At 34.7% G+C, this 25,685-nt stretch carries 17 protein-coding genes and 1 tRNA gene; 13 read left to right on the plus strand and 5 right to left on the minus strand.

Going from position 1 to position 25,685, the window contains the following annotated elements:
• Together H603_RS0105055 and polA are read right to left on the minus strand one after the other, a co-directional pair.
• The coding region (locus H603_RS0105055; protein WP_245576086.1) for a helix-turn-helix domain-containing protein at window positions 1-266 on the minus strand (266 nt) is incomplete at its 3' end.
• A 133-nt stretch (window positions 267-399) separates the two neighbouring features.
• A complete protein-coding gene (gene polA, locus H603_RS16525; protein WP_035675496.1) occupies window positions 400-3,237 on the minus strand; it encodes a DNA polymerase I in 2,838 nt (945 codons plus the stop codon).
• A 271-nt stretch (window positions 3,238-3,508) separates the two neighbouring features.
• On the opposite strand from polA, the gene H603_RS0105070 reads away from it, so the two are divergent.
• Both H603_RS0105070 and H603_RS0105075 read left to right on the plus strand, forming a co-directional pair.
• The gene (locus H603_RS0105070) at window positions 3,509-4,741 is read left to right on the plus strand and encodes a metallophosphoesterase (RefSeq protein ID WP_026707552.1); all 1,233 of its coding nucleotides are present in this window, start codon (window positions 3,509-3,511) and stop codon (window positions 4,739-4,741) included.
• A 73-nt stretch (window positions 4,742-4,814) separates the two neighbouring features.
• Window positions 4,815-5,111: a thioredoxin family protein gene (locus tag H603_RS0105075; RefSeq protein ID WP_026707553.1), complete on the plus strand. Its 297-nt coding sequence runs from the start codon at window positions 4,815-4,817 to the stop codon at window positions 5,109-5,111.
• Between the two features lies 1 nt (window position 5,112).
• On the opposite strand, the gene H603_RS0105080 is transcribed toward H603_RS0105075, so the two are convergent.
• The gene (locus tag H603_RS0105080) at window positions 5,113-5,787 is read right to left on the minus strand and encodes a polysaccharide deacetylase family protein (protein WP_026707554.1); all 675 of its coding nucleotides are present in this window, start codon (window positions 5,785-5,787) and stop codon (window positions 5,113-5,115) included.
• A gap of 93 nt (window positions 5,788-5,880) precedes the next feature.
• Window positions 5,881-9,162 (minus strand): glycosyltransferase family 117 protein, encoded by a 3,282-nt coding sequence (locus H603_RS0105085; protein ID WP_026707555.1) that lies wholly within the window; start codon window positions 9,160-9,162, stop codon window positions 5,881-5,883.
• Between the two features lie 255 nt (window positions 9,163-9,417).
• Between H603_RS0105085 and H603_RS0105095 the strand changes: the two genes are divergently transcribed.
• The 4 genes from H603_RS0105095 to infB all read left to right on the plus strand — a co-directional run bounded on the left by H603_RS0105095 (window position 9,418) and on the right by infB (window position 14,640).
• Window positions 9,418-9,488, plus strand: a tRNA-Gln gene (locus H603_RS0105095).
• 420 nt (window positions 9,489-9,908) lie between these two features.
• Window positions 9,909-10,373, plus strand: a complete 465-nt coding sequence (rimP, locus tag H603_RS0105100; RefSeq protein ID WP_026707556.1) for a ribosome assembly cofactor RimP — start codon at window positions 9,909-9,911, stop codon at window positions 10,371-10,373.
• Between the two features lie 13 nt (window positions 10,374-10,386).
• Window positions 10,387-11,640, plus strand: coding sequence for a transcription termination factor NusA (gene nusA, locus H603_RS0105105; RefSeq protein ID WP_026707557.1), 1,254 nt, complete (start codon window positions 10,387-10,389; stop codon window positions 11,638-11,640).
• A gap of 48 nt (window positions 11,641-11,688) precedes the next feature.
• On the plus strand, window positions 11,689-14,640 hold the full coding sequence (infB, locus tag H603_RS0105110) for a translation initiation factor IF-2 (RefSeq protein ID WP_026707558.1): 2,952 nt from the start codon (window positions 11,689-11,691) through the stop codon (window positions 14,638-14,640).
• A 937-nt stretch (window positions 14,641-15,577) separates the two neighbouring features.
• Here the strand turns inward: infB and H603_RS0105115 are convergent.
• Window positions 15,578-15,967 (minus strand): SPOR domain-containing protein, encoded by a 390-nt coding sequence (locus H603_RS0105115; RefSeq protein WP_026707559.1) that lies wholly within the window; start codon window positions 15,965-15,967, stop codon window positions 15,578-15,580.
• Window positions 15,968-16,184: 217 nt separating this feature from the next.
• On the opposite strand from H603_RS0105115, the gene H603_RS0105120 reads away from it, so the two are divergent.
• From H603_RS0105120 to H603_RS0105150, 7 genes are read left to right on the plus strand one after another with little or no spacing between them, the layout of a single operon-like run.
• Entirely contained in the window at window positions 16,185-17,510 is a 1,326-nt protein-coding gene (locus H603_RS0105120; protein WP_026707560.1) for a c-type cytochrome, read from the plus strand.
• A gap of 32 nt (window positions 17,511-17,542) precedes the next feature.
• Window positions 17,543-20,596, plus strand: coding sequence for a TAT-variant-translocated molybdopterin oxidoreductase (locus tag H603_RS0105125; RefSeq protein ID WP_026707561.1), 3,054 nt, complete (start codon window positions 17,543-17,545; stop codon window positions 20,594-20,596).
• A 38-nt stretch (window positions 20,597-20,634) separates the two neighbouring features.
• Window positions 20,635-22,038: an NrfD/PsrC family molybdoenzyme membrane anchor subunit gene (gene nrfD / locus H603_RS0105130; RefSeq protein ID WP_026707562.1), complete on the plus strand. Its 1,404-nt coding sequence runs from the start codon at window positions 20,635-20,637 to the stop codon at window positions 22,036-22,038.
• A complete protein-coding gene (locus tag H603_RS0105135) occupies window positions 22,031-22,555 on the plus strand; it encodes a DUF3341 domain-containing protein (RefSeq protein WP_026707563.1) in 525 nt (174 codons plus the stop codon). Before nrfD ends, H603_RS0105135 begins: the two co-directional genes overlap by 8 nt.
• A gap of 7 nt (window positions 22,556-22,562) precedes the next feature.
• Window positions 22,563-23,108 carry a c-type cytochrome gene (locus H603_RS0105140; protein ID WP_026707564.1) on the plus strand — a complete coding sequence of 182 codons (546 nt, stop codon included), beginning with the start codon at window positions 22,563-22,565 and terminating at the stop codon, window positions 23,106-23,108.
• Window positions 23,109-23,135: 27 nt separating this feature from the next.
• Window positions 23,136-24,488 (plus strand): cation-translocating P-type ATPase, encoded by a 1,353-nt coding sequence (locus H603_RS0105145; protein WP_026707565.1) that lies wholly within the window; start codon window positions 23,136-23,138, stop codon window positions 24,486-24,488.
• A gap of 19 nt (window positions 24,489-24,507) precedes the next feature.
• The gene (locus tag H603_RS0105150; RefSeq protein ID WP_026707566.1) at window positions 24,508-25,671 is read left to right on the plus strand and encodes a cytochrome c oxidase subunit II; all 1,164 of its coding nucleotides are present in this window, start codon (window positions 24,508-24,510) and stop codon (window positions 25,669-25,671) included.
• The last annotated feature ends 14 nt before the right edge of the window (window positions 25,672-25,685 follow it).

Here is a 25,685-nt window from a genome sequence, read left to right on the forward strand (position 1 = left end):
AAATCTTTTTTCCATTTTAGAATAATTCCCGCATCAGGAATGTCAAATTTCAAACAACAATCCACAAATGACAAGGATTCTTTTTGAATTGATTGCAAAACTTTAAATTTAAAATCGACACTATAACTACGGTTATTCCTAGGTGTTAATCCATCTTTACCATAATGATTATATAGCCTAACCCACTTTTTAACACTCGAAGGATGAACTCTCTTTTTATTAGCTACAGATACACAGCAATTGTGCTGTTTGATAACTAATTCCACACATTCAAGTTTAAATGTGTAATCATACTTGACTTTTCTTTCCATAAAAATGCCCCCAAATAGTGTCTAACTTTTTGGGGGCAATGCATTACTTATTAGCAAATGGAGTTTTTTTATAGTTTATAGACTTGTTTTAATGCGCTTCTAACCAATCTTTACCCATTCCTAGATCGATGATTAAAGGAACGTCTAATGTAAAAGCGTTTTCCATCTCATGTTTAATCATAGGTTGGATTTTTTCTAATTCGTCATTGTGTACATCAAACACTAATTCATCATGAACCTGAAGTAACATTTTTGACTTCCAGTTCTCTGATTTCAGTTTGTTATGAATGTTAATCATAGCAATTTTAATAATATCAGCAGCGCTTCCTTGAATAGGAGCATTCACTGCGTTGCGCTCTGCACCACCACGCACGATAGCATTTTGCGAATTAATATCTTTTAAATAACGTCGCCTTCCTAGGATAGTTTGCACATACCCATTGTCTCTAGCAAATTCTACTTGCTCTGAGATGTATGATTTTAAACGTGGGTAGCTTTTATAATAGGCTTCGATTAGCGCGGCGCTTTCTGCACGAGATAAATCGGTTTGATTTGATAATCCAAAGGCTGAAACACCATATATAATTCCAAAATTCACGGTTTTTGCATGACTACGTTGTTCACGAGTCACCTCTTCTAATGGGACATTGAAAACCTTTGAAGCTGTAGATTTATGAATGTCTTCATTGTTCTGAAATGCCTTAATCATGTTTTCTTCACCACTTAGAGCGGCTATCACGCGCAATTCAATTTGCGAATAATCGGCAGATATCAGCGTATAATTTTCGTCACGAGCTACAAATGCTTTCCTAATTTGGCGTCCTCTTTCTGTTCGAATAGGAATGTTCTGCAAGTTAGGATTATTCGAACTCAACCTTCCTGTTGCGGCAACTGTCTGCATGTAATCAGTATGCACACGCAAAGTGTCTACATCTACTTGAGTTGGCAAAGCATCTACATAAGTAGTTTTTAATTTGTTTAACTGTCGCCACTCTAATATGTCTTTTACGATTTGGTGCTCAAGAGCTAAATAGCTTAAAACTTCTTCACCAGTTGCGTACTGACCGGTTTTAGTTTTCTTTTGTTTTGCACCGCCAATTTTTAATTTATCGAATAATATATCACCAAGCTGTTTAGGAGAAGCCAAATTAAATTGCTCGCCAGCGACCTCGTAAATTGTTGTTTCTAATGTTTTAATATCATTATTCAAATCCTCAGATAAAGAATGTAAAAACGCAGTATCTAAACGAATTCCTTCTTTTTCCATGCTAGCTAAAACTTCAACTAAAGGAATTTCGATTTCTTCGAATAATTTCTTCGTCGCTGTTTTTTCTAGTTCCACTGCAAAGAGTTCTTTCAGTTGAAAAGTTACGTCGGCATCCTCGGCAGCGTATTCTTTCACTTCTTCCAAAGGAACGTCGCGCATCGACTTTTGGTTTTTACCTTTTTTGCCAATCAACGCTTCAATTGATTTAGGCGAATATTTTAAATATGTTTCAGATAAGATATCCATATTGTGGCGCATATCAGGATTGATAAGATAATGCGCTATCATGGTGTCAAACAATTTTCCTTTGACTACAATGTTATAATTTGATAAAATCTTTAGATCGTATTTCAGGTTCTGCCCAATTTTCTCGATATTTTCATTTTCGAAAAAAGGAATGAAGCGATTGATTAAGACTTGTGCTTCTTCTTGGCTCTCAGGAAACGGAACGTAAAAAGCTTTACCTTTTTCATAAGAAAAGGAAATTCCCACTAATTCGGCATGTAGAGCATTTAAACCAGTAGTTTCTGTATCAAAACAAACAGCGGGTTGCTTTTCTATATTTTGTAATAATAATTTAAGCCCTAGTTCACCTTGTATAATTTGGTAGGAGTGTGGTGTGTTTTCTAGTGTGCTATAAAATTGTTGATGAATTTCAGTGGCTGCTTCATTAGTTGTAGCGCTAGCAAATAAATCAAACTGATCGTCATTTTTTGGTTGCGGTTTTTTATACAGTGCCGCATCTGAAGGATTAATACTGCTATCAGTACTTCCTTTTTTAAAGATGGCATCAAACTGTTCTGCCATTCTTCTAAACTCTAGTTCGTTGAATAAAGCATCTGTTTTCTCAACATCAGGAGTCGACAGTTCGTAATCACTTTCATTGAATGTCACAGGGCAGTCTAGTAAAATTGTAGCTAGCCTTTTAGAAAGTAATCCTAATTCTTTATTGGCTTCAATTTTAGTTTTTATCGCTCCTTTTAATTCGTGTGTACTAGCCAGAAGGTTTTCCATAGAACCGTATTCGGCTAGAAACTTCTTTGCAGTTTTTTCGCCCACTCCAGGTAATCCCGGGATGTTATCTGCTGAATCTCCCATCATTCCAAGGTAGTCAATTACTTGCTCTGGTCTTTCTATTTCAAACTTAGCTAGAACTTCAGGAATTCCCCATATTTCGATACCGTTACCCATTCGAGCCGGTTTGTACATAAAAATGTTTTCTGACACTAACTGTGCAAAGTCTTTATCAGGAGTCACCATGTACACTTTGTAATTTTCTTTCTCGGCCTGTTTTGCAATCGTGCCTATTAAATCATCAGCTTCAAATCCAGAAACTTCGATAATAGGAATGTGCATGGCCTTTAACAACTCTTGAATATAAGGTACTGCGATTTTTATCGCCTCTGGAGTAGCATCTCTATTGGCTTTGTATTCAGGGAAAAGTTCGTTTCTTAATTCGCTACCGCCTTTGTCAAATGCTACCGCTAAGTGATCTGGCTTCTCTCTTTTGATAACATCCATTAAAGAATTCATGAAGCCCATAATGGCAGAAGTATCCATTCCCTTAGAATTAATTCTAGGATTTTTTATAAAGGCGTAATATCCACGAAAGATTAAGGCGTAGGCATCAAGTAAGAAAAGTCGTTTTTGTTGTGACATGTGTAAGTTTTTGTAAGATTTCAAAAGTACAAAACTCAAAACACAAAGTATAATCTGTAAATCATTTTATCGTGCTTGAAATAGGGGGTTGATGTTGGATTAGTTTTCGAAAATTAAAATCAATAGCTAAACCATTACTATAAATGGGAGATGATGCTTTATTTTTTTTCACGAAGAAGGGAGGAAGTTTGAATAAAATTTAGTTAAATATTGATTAATGTCAACGAGAACTGAATTGTTAATTTGTTATTTTGCCGAAAAATAGTTCGTAATGGTTTTTCGTATTTTCTTATTAAGTCTTTTTTTGTTCATTGTTGAGCTATATGCTTTTCAAGCTATAAAGACTTTGATAAAGCTAAAATGGTTGTTAGTCGCTTACCAAGTTGTAAGTGCTATTGCCTTGCTGTATATTGTATATTCATTTACACAATTTGATCGATCAATTGGTCAAACAAGGCAAACGATGATTACTATGGCCTTGTTTTTAATAATCTACACACCCAAGTTGATATTAACTTTGTTTATGTTGGGTGAAGACATATTTAGAGTAGGATCTGGCTCTACACGTTTTTTCATGCAAAGCGAAAATTTTGAGTTTTTGAATTCGAGAAGAAAATTTGTAAGTCAAATAGGCTTAGGGTTGGCTGCAATTCCGTTTGCGTCTTTAATATATGGTGTGACAGTTGGAAAGTATAATTACAAGGTTATTAAACAACGCATTTATTTCCCTGATTTACCAGAAGCTTTTGACGGTTTTAAAATAACGCAAATATCTGATGTGCACAGTGGGAGTTTTGATAATGCGGAGAAAATAAACTATGCAATTGACTTGGTGAATGAACAAGATTCTGATATGATTTTGTTTACTGGTGATATTGTAAATACGCATGCTACCGAAATGCATCCATGGATTGATACTTTTAAGCGAATTAAAAAGCATGCTTATGGAAAATATGCAGTGCTGGGGAATCATGATTATGGAGAATATGTAACTTGGCCCAATGAAAAAGAAAAAGAGGCTAATTTTCAAGCAATAAAAGGACTTTATGGTCAAATAAATTTTGACCTGCTTTTAAACGAACACACTTACATAGAAAAAGGTGCTGACCGTTTTGCACTTATTGGTGTTGAAAATTGGGGACATAATTTTAAAAAAGCAGGTGATATCGCTAAGGCTTCTGAAGGTGTAGCCCAAAGCGATTTTAAAGTGTTGATGAGTCATGATCCAAGTCACTGGGATTACGAAATTAAAAACCATGATAAAAATTTTCATTTAACCTTGGCAGGGCACACCCACGGTATGCAGTTTGGTATCGAAATCCCCGGTTATTTTAAATGGAGTTTAGCGCAATACGTATATGCACAATGGGCAGGATTATATGAAAATTTAGGACGTTATGTGTATGTAAATAGAGGTTTTGGGTTTCATGCATATCCTGGTAGAGTAGGAATCATGCCTGAAATTACTGTTATTGAGCTAAAAAAAGGAGATAGAGTAGCATAATTCGTTAAATATGCTACATTTGTAACTTAATATCTATTGATTGAATAGATTTAAATAATAAATTTTTGGTCTTATGTCAAAATTCGGAGAACTTATAAGCACACAGATCCCTGTGTTAATCGATTTTTATACAGATTGGAACGAGTCTTCTCTGTCTATGGATCCTGTAATTAAGGATGTTGCGGCAGCAGTGGGTGACAAAGCTAAAGTAATTAAAATTGACGTGGATAAAAATCACGAACTTGCTATTGCTTTACGTATAAAAGGTTTGCCTACTTTAATGATTTATAAAGAAGGACAAATGATCTGGAGACATTCTGGAGAATTAGATGCTAATACGTTAATTACTATTTTAAAAGAGAAGATATAACCTAATTCTTAGGCAGCTTAATATCTGTATCTAATTGCACACAATTAAAGTTGTTTTCTTGTAAATATGCTAAAACCTTTGGGAGTGCATATTTGAGATTTTTGTATGCTTTTAAGCTATCGTGAAAAACGATAATACTTCCCGCTTCGATGTTTTTTATAATGTTGTTCAAACATTTCTCTTTCGAAATTTTGCAATCGAAATCACCACTTACAATATCCCACATTATAATTTTATAGCCTTTATTTTTAATTATTTTAGCCTGACTTTTTTTAATCTTACCATAAGGTGGACGGAAAAATTTAGGAAGAACATAATTTAATTTTGCGCTAAATTTTGACAAAGTTTGCTCGCAATTTTGAAAGTTTTCTAAATACTCAGTGGTATTTGATTTCCACCCATTCAAGTGATTGTGGGTGTGGTTCCCTATGCTATGTCCTTGTGCGATGATCTTCTCGAATAGTTCTGGATTTGCCTCCACGTTTTTACCAATACAAAAAAATGTTGCTTTAGCGTTGTGCATTTGCAATTCTTCTAAAATCCATTCTGTTATTTCTGGAATAGGTCCGTCGTCAAAAGTTAAATAGACTTTCTTATCGTTATTTGGTAATAGCCAAATATAATTAGAAAATACCCTTCTGATAAATGCGTTTGTTTTTACCCAGTACAATTTCATTTTAAAGTTAATTTTTATAGACTTAAAGTTAAAAAAAAATGTAGCAATATCGAAGTGATACTGCTACATTTTTTGTTAAAATAGAGGTTGTGATTATTCTTTCTCTCTACCAAATCTTTTGAACATTTCGATGTATGTATTAAAGACAGCTCTTGATTTATTATAATTGTCAAGATCGTTATTGTCGCGCATTACTTGGATTAATCCTCTATAACGCTCTATATCTGTAATGATATCAACAACAAGTCCGCTTTGTTCAGATGGATCTAACGTTTTGTAATAGTTTAAATTTTCTTGATATTTTCCAATCAACTTTTGCAATAGCGCTACGGCTTTAGTTTTGTCTCCCACTTTGTAGTATCCATCAGTAAATGGTTCTAGCAAAGCATAGTAATAAAACTTATCGACTGGCATTTTGGTCATTGCTAAGTCGATTACTTCTTTAGCTTTAGCTGTTTTTCCTTCTTCGATTAATTTCTTCATTAAACGAGCAAGGTTACTTCTATAGTTAATAGACTCTCTTCTAGTCTCTGGATCATGGTAGATTTTATCGCTATCGCTATTTCCCCATTCCCACTTATTTACAATTTTAAGCATTTTATCAGTATCGATAGATCCTAAATCTAATGGGCTACCATCTTTAGGGATTTCTGTTCTTACTGGAACTAGTTTGTAAATTAATCCTTCTAACTGAAGGTAGTTTTTCATCCATAAATAATCATCATCGTCAAATGAACCTGGGCTAAAATAAATAGGTCTTTTCCAGTCGTTATTAGCAACTATGTCTAACATCATTACTCTGTTTTTGTATAACGCTCTTCCTTTGATGTCTACATCAATAAAAGGAACGATAGAGTCATAGTATTTAGGCGCAACAACTTTATTTCTAATGATTGCTTGTTTGTCAACAGGTATTCTTATTTTGTCTGTTGGGTAAAAGTGCATTGATTGCCCGTTATTCATTTGAACAGTAGCATCAGGATTCTTAAGAAATTTTAAGAACTCTTTAATTTCCCATCTGCTTTCTGTTTTAGGAATATAAATTACGTAATCTAATTTATCCCCAACATATTCACTATGCGTAAATGAAATTGGCAAAGCTTCAGACTCGTAGCTTTTGCGTTTCATTTGGTCAATATACCAGTCGGTATTAAATAAACTCGTGTTTACTAGTTTTACATCTGTTCGTACTCCCTCAATTTCTTGAGCATACCATAATGGGAATGTATCGTTGTCACCAATAGTGAATAGAATAGCATTAGGGTCACAAGATTCTAAATATGCTTTTGCCATTGCGGTAGCGGTATACTTACCAGAGCGATCGTGATCGTCCCAGTTTTGGTACCCCATTAAAATTGGCGCTGCAAGTAAACTTGCTGTTATGATTGCGGGTCCGGCAATGCGGGGAGAAATATAAGCACGCAAGGTTTCGTAAAGCGAATAAACTCCAAAGCCTATCCAAATTGCAAATACGTAAAATGATCCTACAAGTGCATAATCACGCTCTCTTACCTCAAAAGGTCTTTCGTTTAAGTATATTTTTAGCGCTAAGCCGGTAAATAAAAATAAAGAAAGTAAGACGTAAAAACTTTTTCGATCTTTTGTTGCATGGTACATCATACCAATTAATCCAAGAATAAATGGTAAGAAATAATAAGTATTTCTTCCTTTGTTTGTTAACACATCAGATGGCAGGTTTTCCTGCGACCCAAGGTGCATGCTGTCGATAAAATTGATTCCACTTAACCAGTTTCCTTCTTGGTTTCCATATCGACCTTGAATGTCATTTTGACGACCTACAAAGTTCCACATAAGGTATCTCCAATACATGTAGCCAAATTGATATTCGACCATGAAACTTAAATTGTCAACTGTATTAGGTTTTTCAACAATGATATATTGACTGTAGCTTTTTAAGAATTTGATATAGCCTTCATTGTCAATTTGTTTTTGAGCATAAGCTTGTCTAAATTCATTAACTGTTTTGAAGATTTCGTTTTTTAATTGGGCAGTAGCTTTGTTATAGTCTTCTGGTGATAGTGTATTAACATCAATGCCATACTGTGCTAAATCTTGCTCATAATCATAATTGGGATCTATTGAAAATTCAGGAGCATTAGTAAAGTTCATATAGTTCTCTATATGTTCAGAACTCCACATTCTAGGTAAAATGGTTTTTTGATTGTCATCGCTGTTTTGTTCAGCGTTCTTGAAGTTGTTTACAATAACATATTTACCAAGTTTGTAATCTCTCTCGTAGTTGGGAGCTTTGTCTAGGTAAGGATTGTTTTTGTCTAATCCAGCAAAAGTTTCGGTATATTGAGGGCCATAGAACAAAGGATTAACTCCATACTGCTCACGGTTGTAATATGCTAAGACTTCGGCGGCATCTGACGGTTTATTTTCATTAATTACCGTATTTGCATTAGCTCTTACTGGTAACATCATCCAGGTAGAAAACCCGATTAGTATAAAAAGTATACACAATAAGATTGTGTTGTATTTTATCATTCCTTTACTGCGTGTATATTTTAAACCGAAGTAGAAAAATGCAATAAATAAAAGAGCCACGAATATAGTTCCTGAGTTAAACGGCAAGCCAAGGCTGTTTACCATGAAGATTTCTGTTTGACCAAAAAAGGCCATGGTAACAGGAAGTAATAATTTAAATATAAATAACAGTATAGATACAACAACGATGTTGGCGATTATAAAGTTCTTTACAGTAACTTTTTTATAGTTTTTAAAGAAGTATAAAAATCCAATTGCTGGAATTGTTAGTAGAGCCATAAAGTGAACTCCAAATGAAAGTCCAACAACGAGAGAGATAATTAATAACCAGCGGTCACCTCTCTCTGTATTCATTTCTTGTTCCCATCGTAGCCCTAACCATAATAGTAATGCGATGAATAAAGATGCCATTGCATAAACTTCGGCTTCTACAGCGTTAAACCAAAAGCTGTCAGAGAATGTAAAAGCTAACGCGCCTACAAAAGAACTTCCTAAGATTACTATTTCGTTATTATCATTCAATTCTGAAACTGCAGCGACAAGTTTTCTTAAAATAATCGAAGAAGACCAAAACAAAAATAATATGGTAAAGGCACTTGAAAATACTGATGTCATATTTACCATTAATGCAATATGCTTAACATCTGTTGCAAACATGGCAAAGAAAGCGCCAATCATTTGAAATAGGGGAGCTCCAGGTGGATGTCCTACTTGCAATTTTGCTGCAGTTGCGATATACTCGCCACAATCCCAAAAACTCATTGTGGGTTCGACAGTCAGTGTAAAAGTTAATAATGCGATTCCAAATGTAATCCAGCCTAATATTGTATTCCATTTATTGAAATTGAATGTCGCCTTAATCATGTTTAAAATTTTAGTTTAATTTCCAGATACAAAGAAAATGCTTTTTTATTTAAAGAGAAGTGCATTAACATAAAATTCTTTCAAAACGGTTGGTTTTACTAACTAATTGATTATTAATATTTTTTGGAATTTTTTGAAGCGCGAAGAAAAAAACTTTCATTTTTTTTGAATAAAAATGCAAAAAAAGTTTGCGCAAACTAAAAATAAGTATAAATTTGCACTCGCTAAGCAATAACGCTGCTACGGCAAACAAACTGGTCCATGGTGTAATGGTAACACTACTGTTTTTGGTGCAGTCATTCAAGGTTCGAGTCCTTGTGGACCAACTTAAGTCTCTCAATTTATTTTGAGAGACTTTTTTTTTGGAGTAAATTTTAAAGCTCATTTTTAATTTGCTGTAGTTCTGTTTTATCGAATAAATAATTATAGTCATTTGAATTTAGTTTCTGGCTTGGAATTTGAGCTTACAATCATTGAGAATTTGGTTGGTATTTGGATTAGAAACCGCCAAAGTTGGAAATATCAAGATAAAATTTGACTAACTTGTTTCAATTCATAATCAAAGAATTGTGTGAATGTAAATCAGAAATGAAGGAAAAAACACATTTTATGGGTTTAAAATAGCGTAAGAAATATTTTAACAGCGGACAAATATTTCGGTTTATAAAAAAAACACTATATTTGCACCGTTATTTATTAAAATCTAGATAATGAGGGGACTAATTGTCCCCTCTTTTTATAAAAATATGACATTTAAAGAAAAAGTAAATAAGTTGTTGATTGAGAGTCTTTCAGAGAAGCCAGAGCTATTTCTGATTGATTTTACTATTACAGATGCATTCAAGATTATTGTTGCTATAGATGGAGATAACGGTGTTGCATTGCAAGACTGTATCGATTTAAGTCGTTTAGTCGAAGGTAATTTAGATAGAGAAGAGCAAGATTTTTCTCTAGAAGTAGCATCAGTAGGTGTAGGATCTCCATTAAAATTGGTTAGACAATACAAGAAAAATGTAGGTAGAACACTGATAGTGAAAACGGCTACAGAAAATTTAGAAGCAGAATTAGTAGAAGCTAATGATGATTTTGTAATTTTGTCTTGGAAAGCTAGAGAACCTAAAAAGATTGGTAAGGGAAAAGAGACTGTTCAAAAACGTCTTGAGATTCCTTACGCAGATATAAAAGAAGCAATTGTTACAGTAACATTTTAATTAAAGAATTCGCATGGAAAATTTAGCATTAATCGATTCATTCTCAGAGTTTAAAGATGATAAACTTATTGATCGTGTAACGCTTATGGCAATTTTGGAAGATGTATTTAGAAATGCATTGAAGAAAAAATACGGTTCAGATGATAATTTCGATATCATTATCAATCCTGATAAAGGTGATATGGAGATTTGGAGAAGAAGAGTTATTGTTGCTGACGAAGATTTAGATTTTGAAAACGAAGAAATTACTTTAACAGAGGCTAGAAAAATTGAGGCGGATTTTGAAATAGGAGAAGAGGTTTCTGAAGAAGTAAAATTAATAGATTTAGGAAGAAGAGCGATTTTAGCTTTACGTCAAAACCTAATTTCTAAAATTCACGAGCATGATAATACTAATCTTTATAAGCAATTTAAAGATTTAATAGGTGATATTTATACTGCCGAAGTACATCATGTGAGACCTAGAGTTGTTATTTTAGTTGACGATGAAGGGAATGAAATTGTTTTACCAAAAGAAAAACAAATACCATCAGATTTCTTCCGTAAAGGAGATAATGTGCGTGGAATTATTGAGAGCGTTGAATTAAAAGGAAATAAACCTCAAATTATTATGTCTAGAACTTCTGAGAAGTTTTTAGAAAAATTGTTTGAGCAAGAAATCCCTGAAGTTTTTGACGGACTTATTATAGTTAAAAATGTAGTAAGAATTCCAGGTGAAAAAGCAAAAGTAGCTGTAGAAACTTACGACGATAGAATAGATCCTGTAGGTGCTTGTGTAGGTATGAAAGGGTCACGTATTCACGGTATTGTACGTGAATTAGGAAATGAGAATATTGACGTTATTAATTATACTAGTAATGTACAATTGTTTATTACTAGAGCTTTAAGCCCTGCTAAAATTTCGTCAATCAAAATTGATGAAGAAACTAAAAGAGCAGATGTTTTCCTTAAATTGGAAGAAGTGTCTAAAGCGATTGGTAGAGGTGGTCATAATATTAGATTAGCGGGTTTACTTACAGGTTACGAGCTTGATGTAATTCGTGAAGGTGATGTTGCTGGTGCCACTGCAGATGAAGATGATGTTGAGTTGACAGAGTTTTCAGATGAGATTGAAGAATGGGTTATAGAAGAATTTGCTAAAATTGGTTTAGATACTGCAAAAAGTATCTTAAAACAAGAGGTAGATGATTTAGTAAGAAGAACTGACCTAGAAGAGGAAACTATTCTAGATGTAATGAGAATATTGAAGGAAGAATTTGATAGTTAATCTATGCTTCTAACAACACAACGAAAAAGGTAATAATAAAAAGGTTTTATGTCTGAAGAGAGAATTATTAGAATAAACAAAGTTTTAAGGGAATTGAATATTTCTTTGGAAAGAGCTGTGGATTATCTAAAAGATAAGGGGATTGCTATTGAAGCAAATCCAAACACAAAAATTTCTAATGATGTATACAATGTTCTATGCGGTCAATTTGCAGGTGACAGAGGGAAAAAGGAAGCTTCTAAGGAAGTAGGTGAAGAAAAGAGAAAGGAAAAAGAAGCATTGCGTGTTGAGCGAGAAAAAGAAATAGAGGATAAACGCAAGCAAGATGATGAAATATTGAGGCAACAACAAGAGGTGATCAAAGCGAGAGCTACGGTGACAGGTCCTGTTCAAGTTGGTAAAATTGATTTGAATCCTAAAAAAGCTTCTCCATCTAAAGCAACTGCTGAAAAAGCTACAGAGGCACCTAAACCAGCTGTTCCCGCTGAAACTCCAGCTCCTAAGACGCCAGCTCAGGAAAAACTTGTTTCTGATAAAAAAGAAATAAAGCCTGCTGTTGATGTTAAAGAAGCTAAGAAGGATGACAAGCCAGAGGCTGCTAAAGTTGCTCCAGTAAAAGAAGCGACCAAGAGTGCTGCTGCTGAAACAGTAGCTGTGTCAAAAACTGATGCCGCTCCAAAAGCTGAGGCTGCTCCTAAAGCAACAACCTCTGAAAAAACGGATGCTGCGCCTAAGGCAGAAGGTACTCCTGCAGAAGAAGCTATTGCAACGCAATATCAAAAACTATCAGGTACTAAACTAACGGGTCAAACAATTGACTTGTCTCAGTTTAATAAACCTAAGAAGAAAAAAGAAGAACCAAAAATAACTCCAAACAAGCCTGGTGCTGCTGGAGCGAATAGCGCTAATAAAAATAAAAGAAAAAGGATTGCTCCTAAACCGGGTACACCAAGACCTCCAGGAGTTCCGGGAGCGCCAAATCCTAATAAAATAACTCCTAACACTGGTGGTGGTGGATACAATGCAAACAGAAGTTCAAGACCTGGATTCGTAAAAGGAAACAGACCTGCTATTGTTGCAAAAGTAGAGCCTACAGAAGAAGAGGTTAAAAACCAAATTCGTGAGACATTAGAAAAACTACAAGGTAAAAAAGGTGGTAAATCTAAAGCGGCGAAATATAGAAGAGACAAAAGAGATACGCACCGTCAAAAATCTGATGAGGAGCAAAGAGCTATTGACGAAGGAAGTAAAACTATTAAGGTTACTGAGTTTGTTACTGTAGGTGAAATTGCTATCATGATGGATGTACCAATTACTAAAGTTATTGGAACTTGTATGTCACTTGGAATCATGGTTACGATGAACCAGCGTTTAGATGCTGAAACATTGACTATCGTTGCTGACGAATTCGGTTATGAAGTTGAATTCATTACTGTAGATATTGAAGAAGCAATTGCAGTTGTAGAAGATAAAGAAGAAGACTTAGTTTTCAGAGCGCCAATTGTAACTGTAATGGGTCACGTCGATCACGGTAAAACATCGTTACTAGATTACATTCGTAAAGAAAATGTTATTGCAGGAGAATCTGGAGGAATTACACAGCATATTGGTGCCTACGGAGTAACATTAGATAACGGTCAAAAAATTGCGTTCCTTGATACACCTGGTCACGAAGCCTTTACGGCAATGCGTGCTCGTGGAGCTCAAGTTACCGATATTGCGATTATTGTAATTGCTGCAGATGATGATATCATGCCACAGACTAAAGAGGCAATTAGCCATGCGCAAGCAGCAGGTGTGCCAATTATCTTTGCTATTAATAAGGTAGATAAGCCAAATGCAAATCCTGAGAAAATTAAAGAGAGATTAGCAAGTATGAATTTACTTGTAGAAGACTGGGGTGGAAAATTCCAATCTCATGATATCTCTGCTAAAATTGGTACAGGAGTTAAAGAATTATTAGAAAAAGTGTTGCTTGAAGCTGAAGTTTTAGATCTAAAATCTAATCCAGATAAAGCAGCTCAAGGGACTGTTGTTGAGGCTTTCCTTGATAAAGGTAAAGGATACGTATCTACAATCTTAGTACAGCATGGTACTTTAAAAATTGGAGATTATATGCTTGCTGGTAAACACCACGGTAAGATCAAAGCAATGCATGATGAAAGAGGAAATTCTGTTGAGCAAGCAGGTCCTTCTACACCAGTATCTGTTTTAGGTCTTGATGGAGCAGCAACTGCAGGTGATAAGTTCAATATCTTTGAAGACGAAAAAGAAGCAAAACAAATTGCTGCTAAACGTTCTCAATTGATGCGTGAGCAATCAGTACGTACACAACGTCATATTACACTTGATGAAATTGGCCGTCGTATCGCTCTTGGTCAATTTAAGGAATTGAATGTGATTCTTAAAGGAGATGTTGATGGTTCAGTAGAAGCATTATCTGATTCGTTCTCTAAATTATCAACTGAAGAAATCCAAATCAATATTATTCATAAAGGTGTTGGAGCGATTACTGAAACTGACGTTATGTTGGCTTCTGCTTCGGATGCAATCATTATCGGATTTAATGTTCGTCCTGCAGGAAATGCGAGACAATTAGCTGATAAGGAAGAAATCGATATCCGTTACTACTCTATTATCTACGCAGCAATCGATGACTTGAAAGATGCAATGGAAGGAATGTTAGCTCCTGAAATGAAAGAAGAAATTCTGGGTACTGCTGAAATTAGAGAAATATTTAAAATCTCTAAAGTTGGATCAATTGCAGGTTGTATGGTTATGGACGGTAAAATTACTCGTAATGCCAAAATCAGAGTTATTAGAGACGGTGTTGTAGTTCACGGTGGTGAATTAGTAGCGTTGAAACGTTTCAAAGACGATGTGAAAGAAGTTGCAAAAGGGTACGATTGTGGTATTCAAATTAAAGGATACAATGATATTGAAGAAAGAGATGTTATTGAATCATACCATGAGGTAGCTATTAAAAAGAAATTGAAATAAAATTCAGTTCCAATATATTTTAAAATCCCGATTCGTCGGGATTTTTTTTTGTTTAAAAATGTTTTTGGATGTGATAATATATATCTTTTACAGCATGTCTCTAGCGAAGTAAAATCGTGTTTTTAGTAGAGTGTTGTAGGCTTGTAGATTTTGAAATATAATTTGTAGTTTAAAACGATATTAAGGCAACTTATAACCGATTTTCAATAGCGTTTTGCGTATTTGACAACTATATGTGTTATGAATATTTTAAGTGCTAATATGGGGAGATTTTAGGTTGGTGTTTTTGATTAGTCATCATGTGACAGTGTGTGTGATTTAGCTTGAAATTCTATCTATTATTAGCAATGTTATTTTGGTCTAAAAAAAAGTAGTGTATCCTTCCAATTTAGTAAGTTGTTCCAATGTATCTTTACAATAATCTAGTAGATTTTAGTGAATTCTGTTGTAAAAATCAACTCTATTAATTAGCCTGTGTTTTACTAAAAATTATACTTCTTATAATGATAGCTTGCTTGAAATTTGGTGCTCTTGGATTTAATGCATTAGTTAATGTAAGAAGTGTCGTGATATGATTTCTTAATGTGTGGCATGCATTAATCTTAAATTCTTGGTTGATCTAAGTTATTATTTGTGACTAGTGAAAAAGTCTTGATTTATTGAGGTAAATTTTTTTTTTGATTTTGTTAGAAAAGGAATTGGCTCTAATATTATTGCTAGTTTAAGTCACTAAAAGTGATTAACACTTTTAATTTGAAAGTAGTTGGTGGCTAGTAGGAAGTGGGTGAGGGATAGTAATGGAAAGCCCACAGCCTGACGAAGGAAGGGCGCGGACTTGTATTGAATAGCCCGACCGGAGTTTACGGAGGGCACCTCTAATAAGTAAAAGAGCCACTTCTGGACTGAAGTGGCTCTTTGTGTGTTTAAAAATGCGAGATTATTTTTGCGGTTTGATTAAAAAAGCATTTGAATATGATTTTCTTAATTCTACTAAATTTCGTTCTGCTTCAATCCTTGTTCTAAAATTTCCTATCCACACTTTATAATTTGGAGTATTAAAAACGATAGTTCCGTCTAGTTCTCTAAATTGTTGTTTACAAATATATAATTCGCTTTTTGCTTTCTCACTATCTCCACTAAATATTTGTATTTTATATCTTTCATTGACAGTTGCTGAGCTACTAATTTTTCTTCTTTCGCTTAGCAGTTGCTGGAACTTAGCATCTTGTCTTACGTTAAGATTTTGGTCCTGAGCCATTAAAGAATTCGCCGTTAGACAAATTAGAAAAGTTAAAAATAGGCCTTGTTTTATCGATCTGTTTCTCATAACATGATGGTTTTTAAGCAAAAGTACTATTTAATTGAAGAACGTAAAAGCAATTTATTATTTAGAATTAATATAAATTGAATTTAAGACTATTTTAAGGTTTTGAGAATAGTTCATAAGTCGTATTTTTGTCGAAGTTTAAAATAAAGGGACGTTCTGTTTGCGAATTTTTAGATAGAAAACTGTTTCAATTTTTAGTAGATAATCATTATATTTTATGAAAAAGGTGGGTAACCATAATTCGATCTCAAGGAAACTACTGTTAGGTGTTACATTAATGCTTGCAATTTCCTTTACTTCATTTGCACAAGATGCTGCTCCTGCAGCTGCAACTGAGGCTCCTGCAGCTGCACAAGGCGCTGATCCTGTAAAAGGAAAAGAGCTTTTTAATTCAAACTGTGCTGCGTGTCATAAGTTGGATGCTAAGGCGACTGGACCTGCTCTAAGGGGAGTGGCGGGAAGACATGATAAAGCTTGGCTTTATAAATGGATTCATAATAGTTCTGCGTTAATAAAATCAGGAGACGCTGCTGCTGTCAAAATTTATGAGGAATACAATAAGTCTGTAATGACTGCTTTTCCTCAATTGTCAGAAGGAGATATTGATAATATCATTGCGTATACTTCTGAAGAGAAAGCTGCTGCTCCAGCTGCTGTCCCTGGACAAGCTGCTGCTGGTGCTTCTAATGGAGATGATAGTGGAGTTTCAAATAATATTATATTGGGTGCTTTGGCGCTTGTGATGTTGATGTTAGTTGTTATGTTGTTTTTAGTGAATAGTGTATTGACTAAGGTTGCAAAAGTAAACGGTATTCAGGTTGCTCCCAAAACGCCAACAACTCCAATTTGGAAAGCATTTGCAAAGAATCAATTCTTAGTATTAGTAACTGCAATTTTCTTGTTGTTAGCTAGTGCGTATTTTGTATACGGTTTCTTGATGCAGGTAGGTGTGGATCAAAATTACGAGCCAATACAGCCAATTCATTATTCTCACAAGATTCACGCTGGTGATAATGAGATTAATTGTAAGTATTGTCACTCTGCTGCTAGAGTTAGTAAAAATGCAGGTATACCTTCATTAAATGTTTGTATGAACTGTCATAAAAATATTGCGGAAGTTGCTGAGACAACTGCTACTCCTGAGTACAGCAAAGCATTCTATGATGAGCAAATTCAAAAGTTATATACTGCAGTAGGTTGGGATAAAGCTACACAGTCTTACACTGGGAAAACACAACCTGTAAAATGGGTTCGTATACATAATTTGCCTGACTTTGTGTATTTCAATCACTCACAACACGTAACTGTTGCTGGAATTGAATGTCAAACTTGTCACGGTCCAGTTGAAACGTACGAAATTCAAAAACAGTTTGCTCCATTAACAATGGGGTGGTGTATTAATTGCCACAGAAAAACTGAAGTAAAAATGGAAGGAAACGACTATTATACTAAAATTCATGAAGAGCTTTCTAAGAAATACGGTGTAGACAAATTGACTGCAGCGCAAATGGGAGGTTTAGAATGTGGTAAATGCCACTATTAATCAAATTATTAAGATTTTAATATTTATATACAATGTCATCAAACAAAAAATACTGGAAAAGTGTTGAGGAACTTGAAAATGGTTCTATTGTTGAGGCGCTTAGAAATAACGAATTTGTTGAAGCAATTCCTACTGATGAATTCTTAGGAAACGATGATGCGATGTCATCTTCTTCAACTTCACGTCGTGATTTTTTAAAGTACGTAGGGTTTAGTACTGCGGCAGCTACCTTAGCAGCATGCGAAGGTCCTGTTAACAAGTCGATACCTTATGTATTACAACCAGAACAAATCATTCCTGGAGTAGCTGATTATTATGCTACTTCTGTATTTGATGGTTTTGATTTTGCAAATCTTCTTGTTAAAACACGCGAAGGACGTCCTATTAAAATAGATAATAATACTATTGCAGGAGCTAAATTTGCAGCAAACGCTAGAATTCACGCGTCAATTTTATCACTATATGATAACATGCGTTTGAAGCAACCCATGATTGACGGAAAAGATAGTTCATGGTCAGCAGTCGATGCAAAGATCAAAACTAGTTTAGCTGAAGCTAAGTCAACTGGAGGTCAAGTAGTGTTGTTAACAAATACATTAGCTAGTCCATCTACTGAAAAATTGATTAGTGAGTTTATTTCTCTTAATCCATCTGCTAAGCATGTGGTTTACGATGCGGTATCTTCTTCAGAAGCTTTAGATGCTTTTGAATCAGTTTACGGAGAAAGAGCTTTAGTTGATTATGATTTTTCAAAAGCTTCTTTAATTGTGTCTATTGGTGCTGATTTCTTAGGAGACTGGCAAGGTGGTGGATATGATTCAGGGTATGCTAAAGGTAGAATTCCACAAAATGGAAAAATGTCACGTCACTTTCAATTAGAGGCTAACATGACATTATCTGGAGCTGCTGCTGATAAGCGATTAGCTATGACTGTAGCAAATCAAAAGCAAGCTTTAGTTCAAATATACAATATCGTTACTGGAGCCTCTGTTCCTGTAAGTTTAGATGCTAAGTTTAAAACTGATGTTACTAAGGCTGGTCAACAGTTGAAGGCTGCTGGTGCAAACGGTGTTTTAGTCTCTGGTATTCAAGATAAAAATGCTCAGTTATTAGTTTTAGCTATTAACCAAGCATTGTCAAGTAGTGCTTACAGTACTGCAGGAGTTAGACAAATCAGAAAAGGTTCGAATGAGAAAGTAGCTCAATTGTTACAAGATATGAAGGCGGGTAGCGTTCATACTTTGTTAATGAGTGGTGTTAATCCAGTTTATACTTTAGCTGATTCTGCTATGTTTGTAGATGGACTTAAGAAAGTTAAGACTTCGGTAGCATTTTCTACAAAGGAAGATGAGACGGCTTCATTAACTACTATTGCTGCAGCTGTTCCTCATTATTTAGAGTCGTGGGGAGATTTAAGTTTAACAAAAGGATCTTATAGTTTAACGCAACCAACAATACGTCCATTATTCGATACAAAACAATTTCAAGAAGTTTTGATGTCTTTAAATGGTACTGCAGGTTCTTATTATGATTATTTAAAAGGAGCTTCTGCTTCGGTGATGGCTGGTACAACTTGGAATAAAGTGCTACATGATGGTATCGTTGTTTCGGAATCAGCTGGTTTATCAGGTGGAAGTGCAGATTTCTCTGGAGCTGCTGCTTCCTTAGCTCAATCTAAGCCTAGTAAAGGTTTTGAATTAGTATTGTATACTAAAACAGGAATGGGTGATGGTCAACAAGCTAATAATCCATGGTTGCAAGAGTTTCCAGACCCTATTACTAGAGTGTCATGGGATAATTATGTAACTGTTTCTAATGCTGATGCAAAAGAGCTAGGATTAAGTAATGAGATTGTTGCTAATGGTGGTTTAAACGGAAGTTATGCCAACTTGACAACTGCTGGAGGTCTTAAATTAGAGAATGTTCCAGTTATTGTTCAACCAGGTCAAGCTGTTGGAACTATTGGTTTGTCTCTGGGTTACGGTCGTAAAGCGGCTATGAAAGAAGAAATGATGGTAGGTGTAAATGCTTACTCTCTATATAAAGGATTTAATGAATTGCAAGCTGTTACTTTGGAAAAAGCTTCAGGTGAGCATGAGTTTGCTTCTGTTCAAGGACAAAAAACCTTGATGGGTAGAGGAGATATTATCAAAGAAACTACTTTGGAGATCTTCAATACTAAGGATGCTAAAGTTTGGAATGAAGTTCCTATGGTATCTTTAAACCATGAAGAAGTTGCCGGTACAACTGTTGATTTATGGGATTCGTTTGATCGTTCAGTAGGACATCACTTTAACTTATCAATTGACTTGAACGCGTGTACTGGATGTGGGGCTTGTGTAATTGCTTGTCATGCTGAAAATAACGTTCCTGTAGTAGGTAAGTCTGAAGTTAGAAGAAGTCGTGATATGCACTGGTTGCGTATTGATAGATACTACTCTTCTGAAAGTACTTTTGCTGAGGATAACGAAAGAAAGGATAATATAGCTGGATTGTCTAGTTCTTTGTCTACTTTTAACGAGATGGAAAAAGCAGGAGATAATCCTCAAGTTTCATTTCAACCAGTAATGTGTCAACATTGTAATCATGCTCCTTGTGAGACTGTTTGTCCTGTTGCTGCAACATCACATAGTCGTCAAGGTCAAAACCATATGGCGTATAATAGATGTGTTGGTACACGTTACTGTGCAAACAACTGTCCTTATAAAGTACGTCGTTTCAACTGGTTCTTATACAATAAAAACAGCGAATTTGATTATCATATGAATGATGATTTAGGTCGTATGGTATTGAATCCTGATGTTAACGTTCGTTCTCGTGGAGTTATGGAGAAATGTTCAATGTGTATTCAAATGACACAAGCGACTATTCTAAATGCAAAAAGAGAAGGAAGATCAATTGTTGATGGAGAATTTCAAACTGCATGTTCAAATGCTTGTTCTACTGGAGCAATGGTCTTTGGAGATGTTAATGATAATCAAAGTAAAGTTACAAAATTAGCTGCGGATGATAGAATGTATCATTTGTTAGAGCATGTTGGAACAAAACCTAATGTGATTTATCATGTTAAAGTTAGAAATACCTAGTAAAAAAAAATATTAATTAAGAAACAAGATAAAGGATTATGTCGTCTCACTACGAAGCAACCATTAGAAAACCTTTAGTTATAGGTGATAAATCTTATCACGACGTAACAGTAGATATTGCTGCACCTGTTGAAGGTAAAGCTAATAAACATTGGTGGATTGTATTTTCAATCGCACTAGCTGCTTTCCTTTGGGGAATAGGTTGTATTATTTACACTGTATCTACAGGTATTGGAACATGGGGATTAAATAAAACTGTTGGATGGGCCTGGGATATCACTAACTTCGTTTGGTGGGTTGGTATTGGTCACGCAGGAACATTAATTTCCGCCGTTCTATTATTATTCCGTCAACGATGGAGAATGGCAATTAACCGTTCTGCTGAAGCGATGACAATTTTCTCAGTTATTCAAGCGGGTTTATTCCCAATCATTCACATGGGTCGTCCATGGCTTGCTTACTGGGTACTTCCTATACCAAATCAATTTGGATCATTATGGGTGAATTTTAACTCACCTTTACTATGGGATGTATTTGCAATTTCAACGTATTTATCTGTGTCGCTAGTTTTCTGGTGGACTGGTTTACTTCCTGATTTTGCTATGCTTAGAGATAGAGCGATTACTCCTTTTAATAAAAGAATTTATTCTATCCTTAGTTTTGGATGGAGTGGTAGAGCTAAGGACTGGCAGCGTTTTGAAGAAGTATCTTTAGTGTTAGCTGGTTTAGCTACTCCTTTGGTACTGTCTGTACACACGATTGTATCGATGGACTTTGCTACATCCGTTATTCCTGGATGGCATACTACGATTTTCCCTCCATACTTTGTTGCAGGAGCGGTTTTTTCAGGATTTGCAATGGTAAATACGCTATTGATTATCATGAGAAAAGTTTCTAATCTTGAGGCCTATATCACTTTACAGCATATTGAATTGATGAATATCGTAATTATGATTACAGGATCTATCGTAGGTGTTGCTTACATTACTGAGTTATTTATTGCTTGGTATTCTGGAGTTGAATATGAGCAATATGCCTTCTTAAATAGAGCTACAGGTCCTTACTGGTGGGCTTACTGGTCAATGATGACTTGTAATGTGTTTTCTCCACAATTTATGTGGTCTAAAAAATTAAGAACTAGTATTATGTTCTCTTTCGTTATTTCGATTGTAGTAAACATAGGGATGTGGTTTGAAAGATTTGTAATTATTGTTACTTCATTACATAGAGATTATTTACCATCTTCTTGGACAATGTTCTCACCTACATTTGTAGATATTGGTATATTCATTGGAACAATAGGTTTCTTCTTTGTGTTGTTTTTATTATATTCTAGAACATTCCCAGTGATTGCTCAAGCAGAGGTAAAAACTATTTTGAAGGGAACTGGAGATAATTACAAGAGAGAAAGAGAAGCAAATAAAGATACACATCATGAATAATAGAGTAATATACGCCATTTATAATGACGATGATATTTTGATGGATGCGGTTAAGAAAACTAGAGCAGCTCATCATCATATTGAAGAGGTTTTTACACCATTCCCGGTTCACGGATTGGATAAAGCAATGGGATTAGCACCTTCTAGGCTTGCAATTTGTGCCTTCATTTACGGATGTATTGGTATTACATTTGCAACTTTAATGATGAATTTCATCATGATTCAAGACTGGCCTCAAGATATTGGAGGTAAGCCAAGTTTTAGCTACATTCAAAACATGCCAGCTTTTGTTCCAATTATGTTTGAGATGACTGTATTTTTTGCAGCGCATTTAATGGTTCTTACTTTCTATATGAGAAGTAGAATTTGGCCATTTAAAGAAGCAGAAAATCCGGATGTTAGAACTACTGATGACCACTTCTTAATGGAAGTTTCCATTAATAATAATGAAGAAGAGTTAGTTTCTTTTTTCCAAAATACAGGAGCTGTAGAAGTTAAAGTAATAGAAAAGAATTAATTTAGATATGAAAACCGTATATAAAATAACACTATTATTTGGTTTTGCTATGTTAATAGCATCATGCCACAATAATAAAGCGCCAAATTACCAGTACTTTCCTAATATGTATGAGTCTGTAGGTTATGAAACCTATTCTGAATCAAAGGCATTTAAAAATGGTAAAGAAGGTCAACTTCCAGTAGATGGTACTATAAACAGAGGTTTTGAAACTTTTGAATATGCTAACACTACAGAAGATTACAATAGATCAAAGATTGATCTTGTTTCTCCATTAGACTCTTTAGATAGAAATAATGGTAAAGGACAAGAGTTATTTGATATTTACTGTATTAGCTGCCATGGAGCATCTGGTAATGGAAAAGGAAAATTAGTAGAAAGAGAAAAATTCTTAGGGGTTCCTAGCTATGCTGATAGGGAAATTACTGAAGGAAGCGTTTTCTTTGTTGTGACTTATGGTTTAAACTCAATGGGTTCACATGCAAATCAATTAAGTGCACATGAACGTTGGTTAGTTGCTGACTATGTCCTTAAACTAAAAAGCCAATTATAATTGTTGAACAAACTGATCGTAATAGATATGTATACATTTTCAAGTAAATTAAAGACTCTTTCTTTCATCTTAATGGCCGTAGGTATATTAGGAATAGGATTTGGTTTTTATAGCGCGCCAAAGGACATTCACGAAGTGGAAACTCTTTTAGCTGCAGAAAGTCACGGTGCTCATGGTGAGAGTGCATCGCATGGTGATGCGCACTCTTCTGAGGGAGAACACGTCCAAACAGCTGGTCATGCTGCTACTGAGGCAGATGCAGCAGCAAAACATGAGGAACATTTAACTCACGTTTTGCATGAATTACAGAATAAGCCATGGGCAGCATTATATGTTGCTTGTATTTTCTTTATGCTTCTTTCAATGGGAGTCTTAGCATTTTATGCTATTCAACAAGTTGCTCAGGCAGGTTGGTCTCCAGTTTTGTTTAGAGTTATGCAGGGAATTACAGCGTATTTGCCTTGGGGATCTGTGATATTCTTTATCATTTTAATTTTATGTGGTCTACACTTCAATCACTTGTTTATCTGGTTAGATCCAGAGGTTGTTGCTCATGATCCGTTAATTGCTAATAAGGCAGGGTACTTAAACTTTCCTTTTTGGATTGTAAGAGCTGCTATTTTCTTAATCGGTTGGAACCTTTACAGATTCTATTCTGCTAAAAATTGTTTGGCTCAAGATGAAGCTAATGATGATTTATTTTACAAGAAAAATTTCAATATCTCTGCGATGTTTTTAGTTTTCTTTATTGTAACTGAATCTATTATGTCTTGGGACTGGATCATGTCTATAGACCCACATTGGTACAGCACATTATTTGGATGGTATGTTTTTGCAAGTTTCTTTGTAAGTGGTATCACAATGATTGCAATGGTTACTGTTTACTTAAAATCTAGAGGTTTCTTAGAATATGTAAATACAAGTCATATCCATGATTTAGCTAAATTTATGTTTGGTATTAGTATTTTCTGGACTTACTTATGGTTCTCTCAATTCATGTTGATTTGGTATGCAAATATTCCTGAAGAAATTACGTACTTCATAACAAGAATTCAACTGTATAACTTACCATTCTTTGGAGCTGTTGTTATGAACTTTGTATTCCCATTGTTAATTTTAGTTAATACTGACTTTAAAAGAATTACTTGGGTGATTGTTATGGCTGGAGTTGTTATCTTAGCAGGACATTATATTGACTTTTTTAATATGATCATGCCAGGAACTGTAGGTGATAAATGGTTCATCGGAATACCAGAAATTGCTTCTGTGTTGTTCTTCTTAGGTTTATTTGTTTTTGTTGTTTTCACTGCATTAACCAAAGCTCCTTTGTTACCAAAAAGAAATCCTTATATCGAAGAGAGTAAGCATTTTCATTATTAATATTTAAAGAAATAAACAGATGACAAGTTTGTTGGTAATTATAGTTTTAGTTTTATTAGCCGTTGCATTATGGCAATTGACAAAAATATTTGATTTAACTCAAGTTGGATCAAATAGAGATAGTTCTGAAGTAGCGACTGATAATGATAATAATATTCAAGGATATTTAATGTTTGGCTTTCTTGCTTTCATTTATATATTTTCGATATATGGATTGTTTGCTTGGGGTGGTTTAGTATTACACACTCCTGCTTCTGCACATGGTGCATTGGTTGACAATCTAATGAACATTTCATGGGTTCTTTTATTCACTGTTCAAGCGATTACACAAGTTTTATTACACTATTTTGCTTTTAAATATAGAGGTAAACAAGGTCAAAAAGCTTTATACTTTGCTGATAATAATAAATTAGAGGCAATATGGAGTATTATTCCTGCAGTAGTTTTAGCTGGATTAATTCTTTACGGATTATACGCTTGGACCAACATTATGTTTATCGATGATGAAGATGATACTGTTGTTGTCGAATTGTATGCACAGCAATTTAAATGGACTGCTCGATATGCTGGAGAAGATAATGTTTTAGGTAAAGCAAATGTTAGGTATATTGAAGGTATTAATACTTTAGGTGTTGATATGTCTGATCCTTACGCTCAAGATGATATTGTTGTATCTGAATTACATATTCCTAAAGGTAGAAAAATTCATTTCAAAATGAGATCTCAAGATGTTTTACACTCAGCGTATATGCCTTATTTTAGAGCGCAGATGAACTGTGTTCCTGGAATGGTTACTGAGTTTGCTTTTGAACCAGTTTACACTACAGCAGAATATAGAGAGTTGCCTTATATGGTTGAAAAAGTATCTCATATTAATGAACTTAGAGCTAAAAAGAGTATCGATATTGTTGCCAAAGGTGGTACTGCATTAGACCCTTATACTTTTGATTATCTACTACTTTGTAATAAAATTTGTGGTGCGTCTCACTACAATATGCAAATGAAAATTGTTGTAGATACTCCAGAAGACTATAAAAAATGGGTTGCTGAGCAAGCGCTTTTAGCACAACAAGTTAAAGAGTCTAAAGCTGCTCCAGCTGATGCTACTGCTACGGCAGGTGCTACTACTGATACTGTTGCGGTAAAAGATACTATTGCTGTTTCTGTAATAGCAAAAAAATAATTATTAAGAAAATT

It is taken from the genome of Flavobacterium frigidarium DSM 17623 (genome assembly GCF_000425505.1).
Taxonomy (GTDB): Bacteria; Bacteroidota; Bacteroidia; order Flavobacteriales; family Flavobacteriaceae; genus Flavobacterium; species Flavobacterium frigidarium.

What these genes read in the sequence shown, in the direction of transcription:
- infB (WP_026707558.1), top strand. Translation starts at nt 11,689, where the DNA reads ATGTCTGAAGAGAGAATTATTAGAATAAACAAAGTTTTAAGGGAATTG.
- H603_RS0105140 (WP_026707564.1), top strand. Translation starts at nt 22,563, where the DNA reads ATGAAAACCGTATATAAAATAACACTATTATTTGGTTTTGCTATGTTA.
- H603_RS0105070 (WP_026707552.1), top strand. Translation starts at nt 3,509, where the DNA reads ATGGTTTTTCGTATTTTCTTATTAAGTCTTTTTTTGTTCATTGTTGAG.
- H603_RS0105150 (WP_026707566.1), top strand. Translation starts at nt 24,508, where the DNA reads ATGACAAGTTTGTTGGTAATTATAGTTTTAGTTTTATTAGCCGTTGCA.
- H603_RS0105075 (WP_026707553.1), top strand. Translation starts at nt 4,815, where the DNA reads ATGTCAAAATTCGGAGAACTTATAAGCACACAGATCCCTGTGTTAATC.
- polA (WP_035675496.1), bottom strand. Translation starts at nt 3,237, where the DNA reads ATGTCACAACAAAAACGACTTTTCTTACTTGATGCCTACGCCTTAATC.
- nrfD (WP_026707562.1), top strand. Translation starts at nt 20,635, where the DNA reads ATGTCGTCTCACTACGAAGCAACCATTAGAAAACCTTTAGTTATAGGT.
- H603_RS0105120 (WP_026707560.1), top strand. Translation starts at nt 16,185, where the DNA reads ATGAAAAAGGTGGGTAACCATAATTCGATCTCAAGGAAACTACTGTTA.
- H603_RS0105145 (WP_026707565.1), top strand. Translation starts at nt 23,136, where the DNA reads ATGTATACATTTTCAAGTAAATTAAAGACTCTTTCTTTCATCTTAATG.
- H603_RS0105080 (WP_026707554.1), bottom strand. Translation starts at nt 5,787, where the DNA reads ATGAAATTGTACTGGGTAAAAACAAACGCATTTATCAGAAGGGTATTT.
- H603_RS0105135 (WP_026707563.1), top strand. Translation starts at nt 22,031, where the DNA reads ATGAATAATAGAGTAATATACGCCATTTATAATGACGATGATATTTTG.
- rimP (WP_026707556.1), top strand. Translation starts at nt 9,909, where the DNA reads ATGACATTTAAAGAAAAAGTAAATAAGTTGTTGATTGAGAGTCTTTCA.
- H603_RS0105125 (WP_026707561.1), top strand. Translation starts at nt 17,543, where the DNA reads ATGTCATCAAACAAAAAATACTGGAAAAGTGTTGAGGAACTTGAAAAT.
- nusA (WP_026707557.1), top strand. Translation starts at nt 10,387, where the DNA reads ATGGAAAATTTAGCATTAATCGATTCATTCTCAGAGTTTAAAGATGAT.
- H603_RS0105085 (WP_026707555.1), bottom strand. Translation starts at nt 9,162, where the DNA reads ATGATTAAGGCGACATTCAATTTCAATAAATGGAATACAATATTAGGC.
- H603_RS0105115 (WP_026707559.1), bottom strand. Translation starts at nt 15,967, where the DNA reads ATGAGAAACAGATCGATAAAACAAGGCCTATTTTTAACTTTTCTAATT.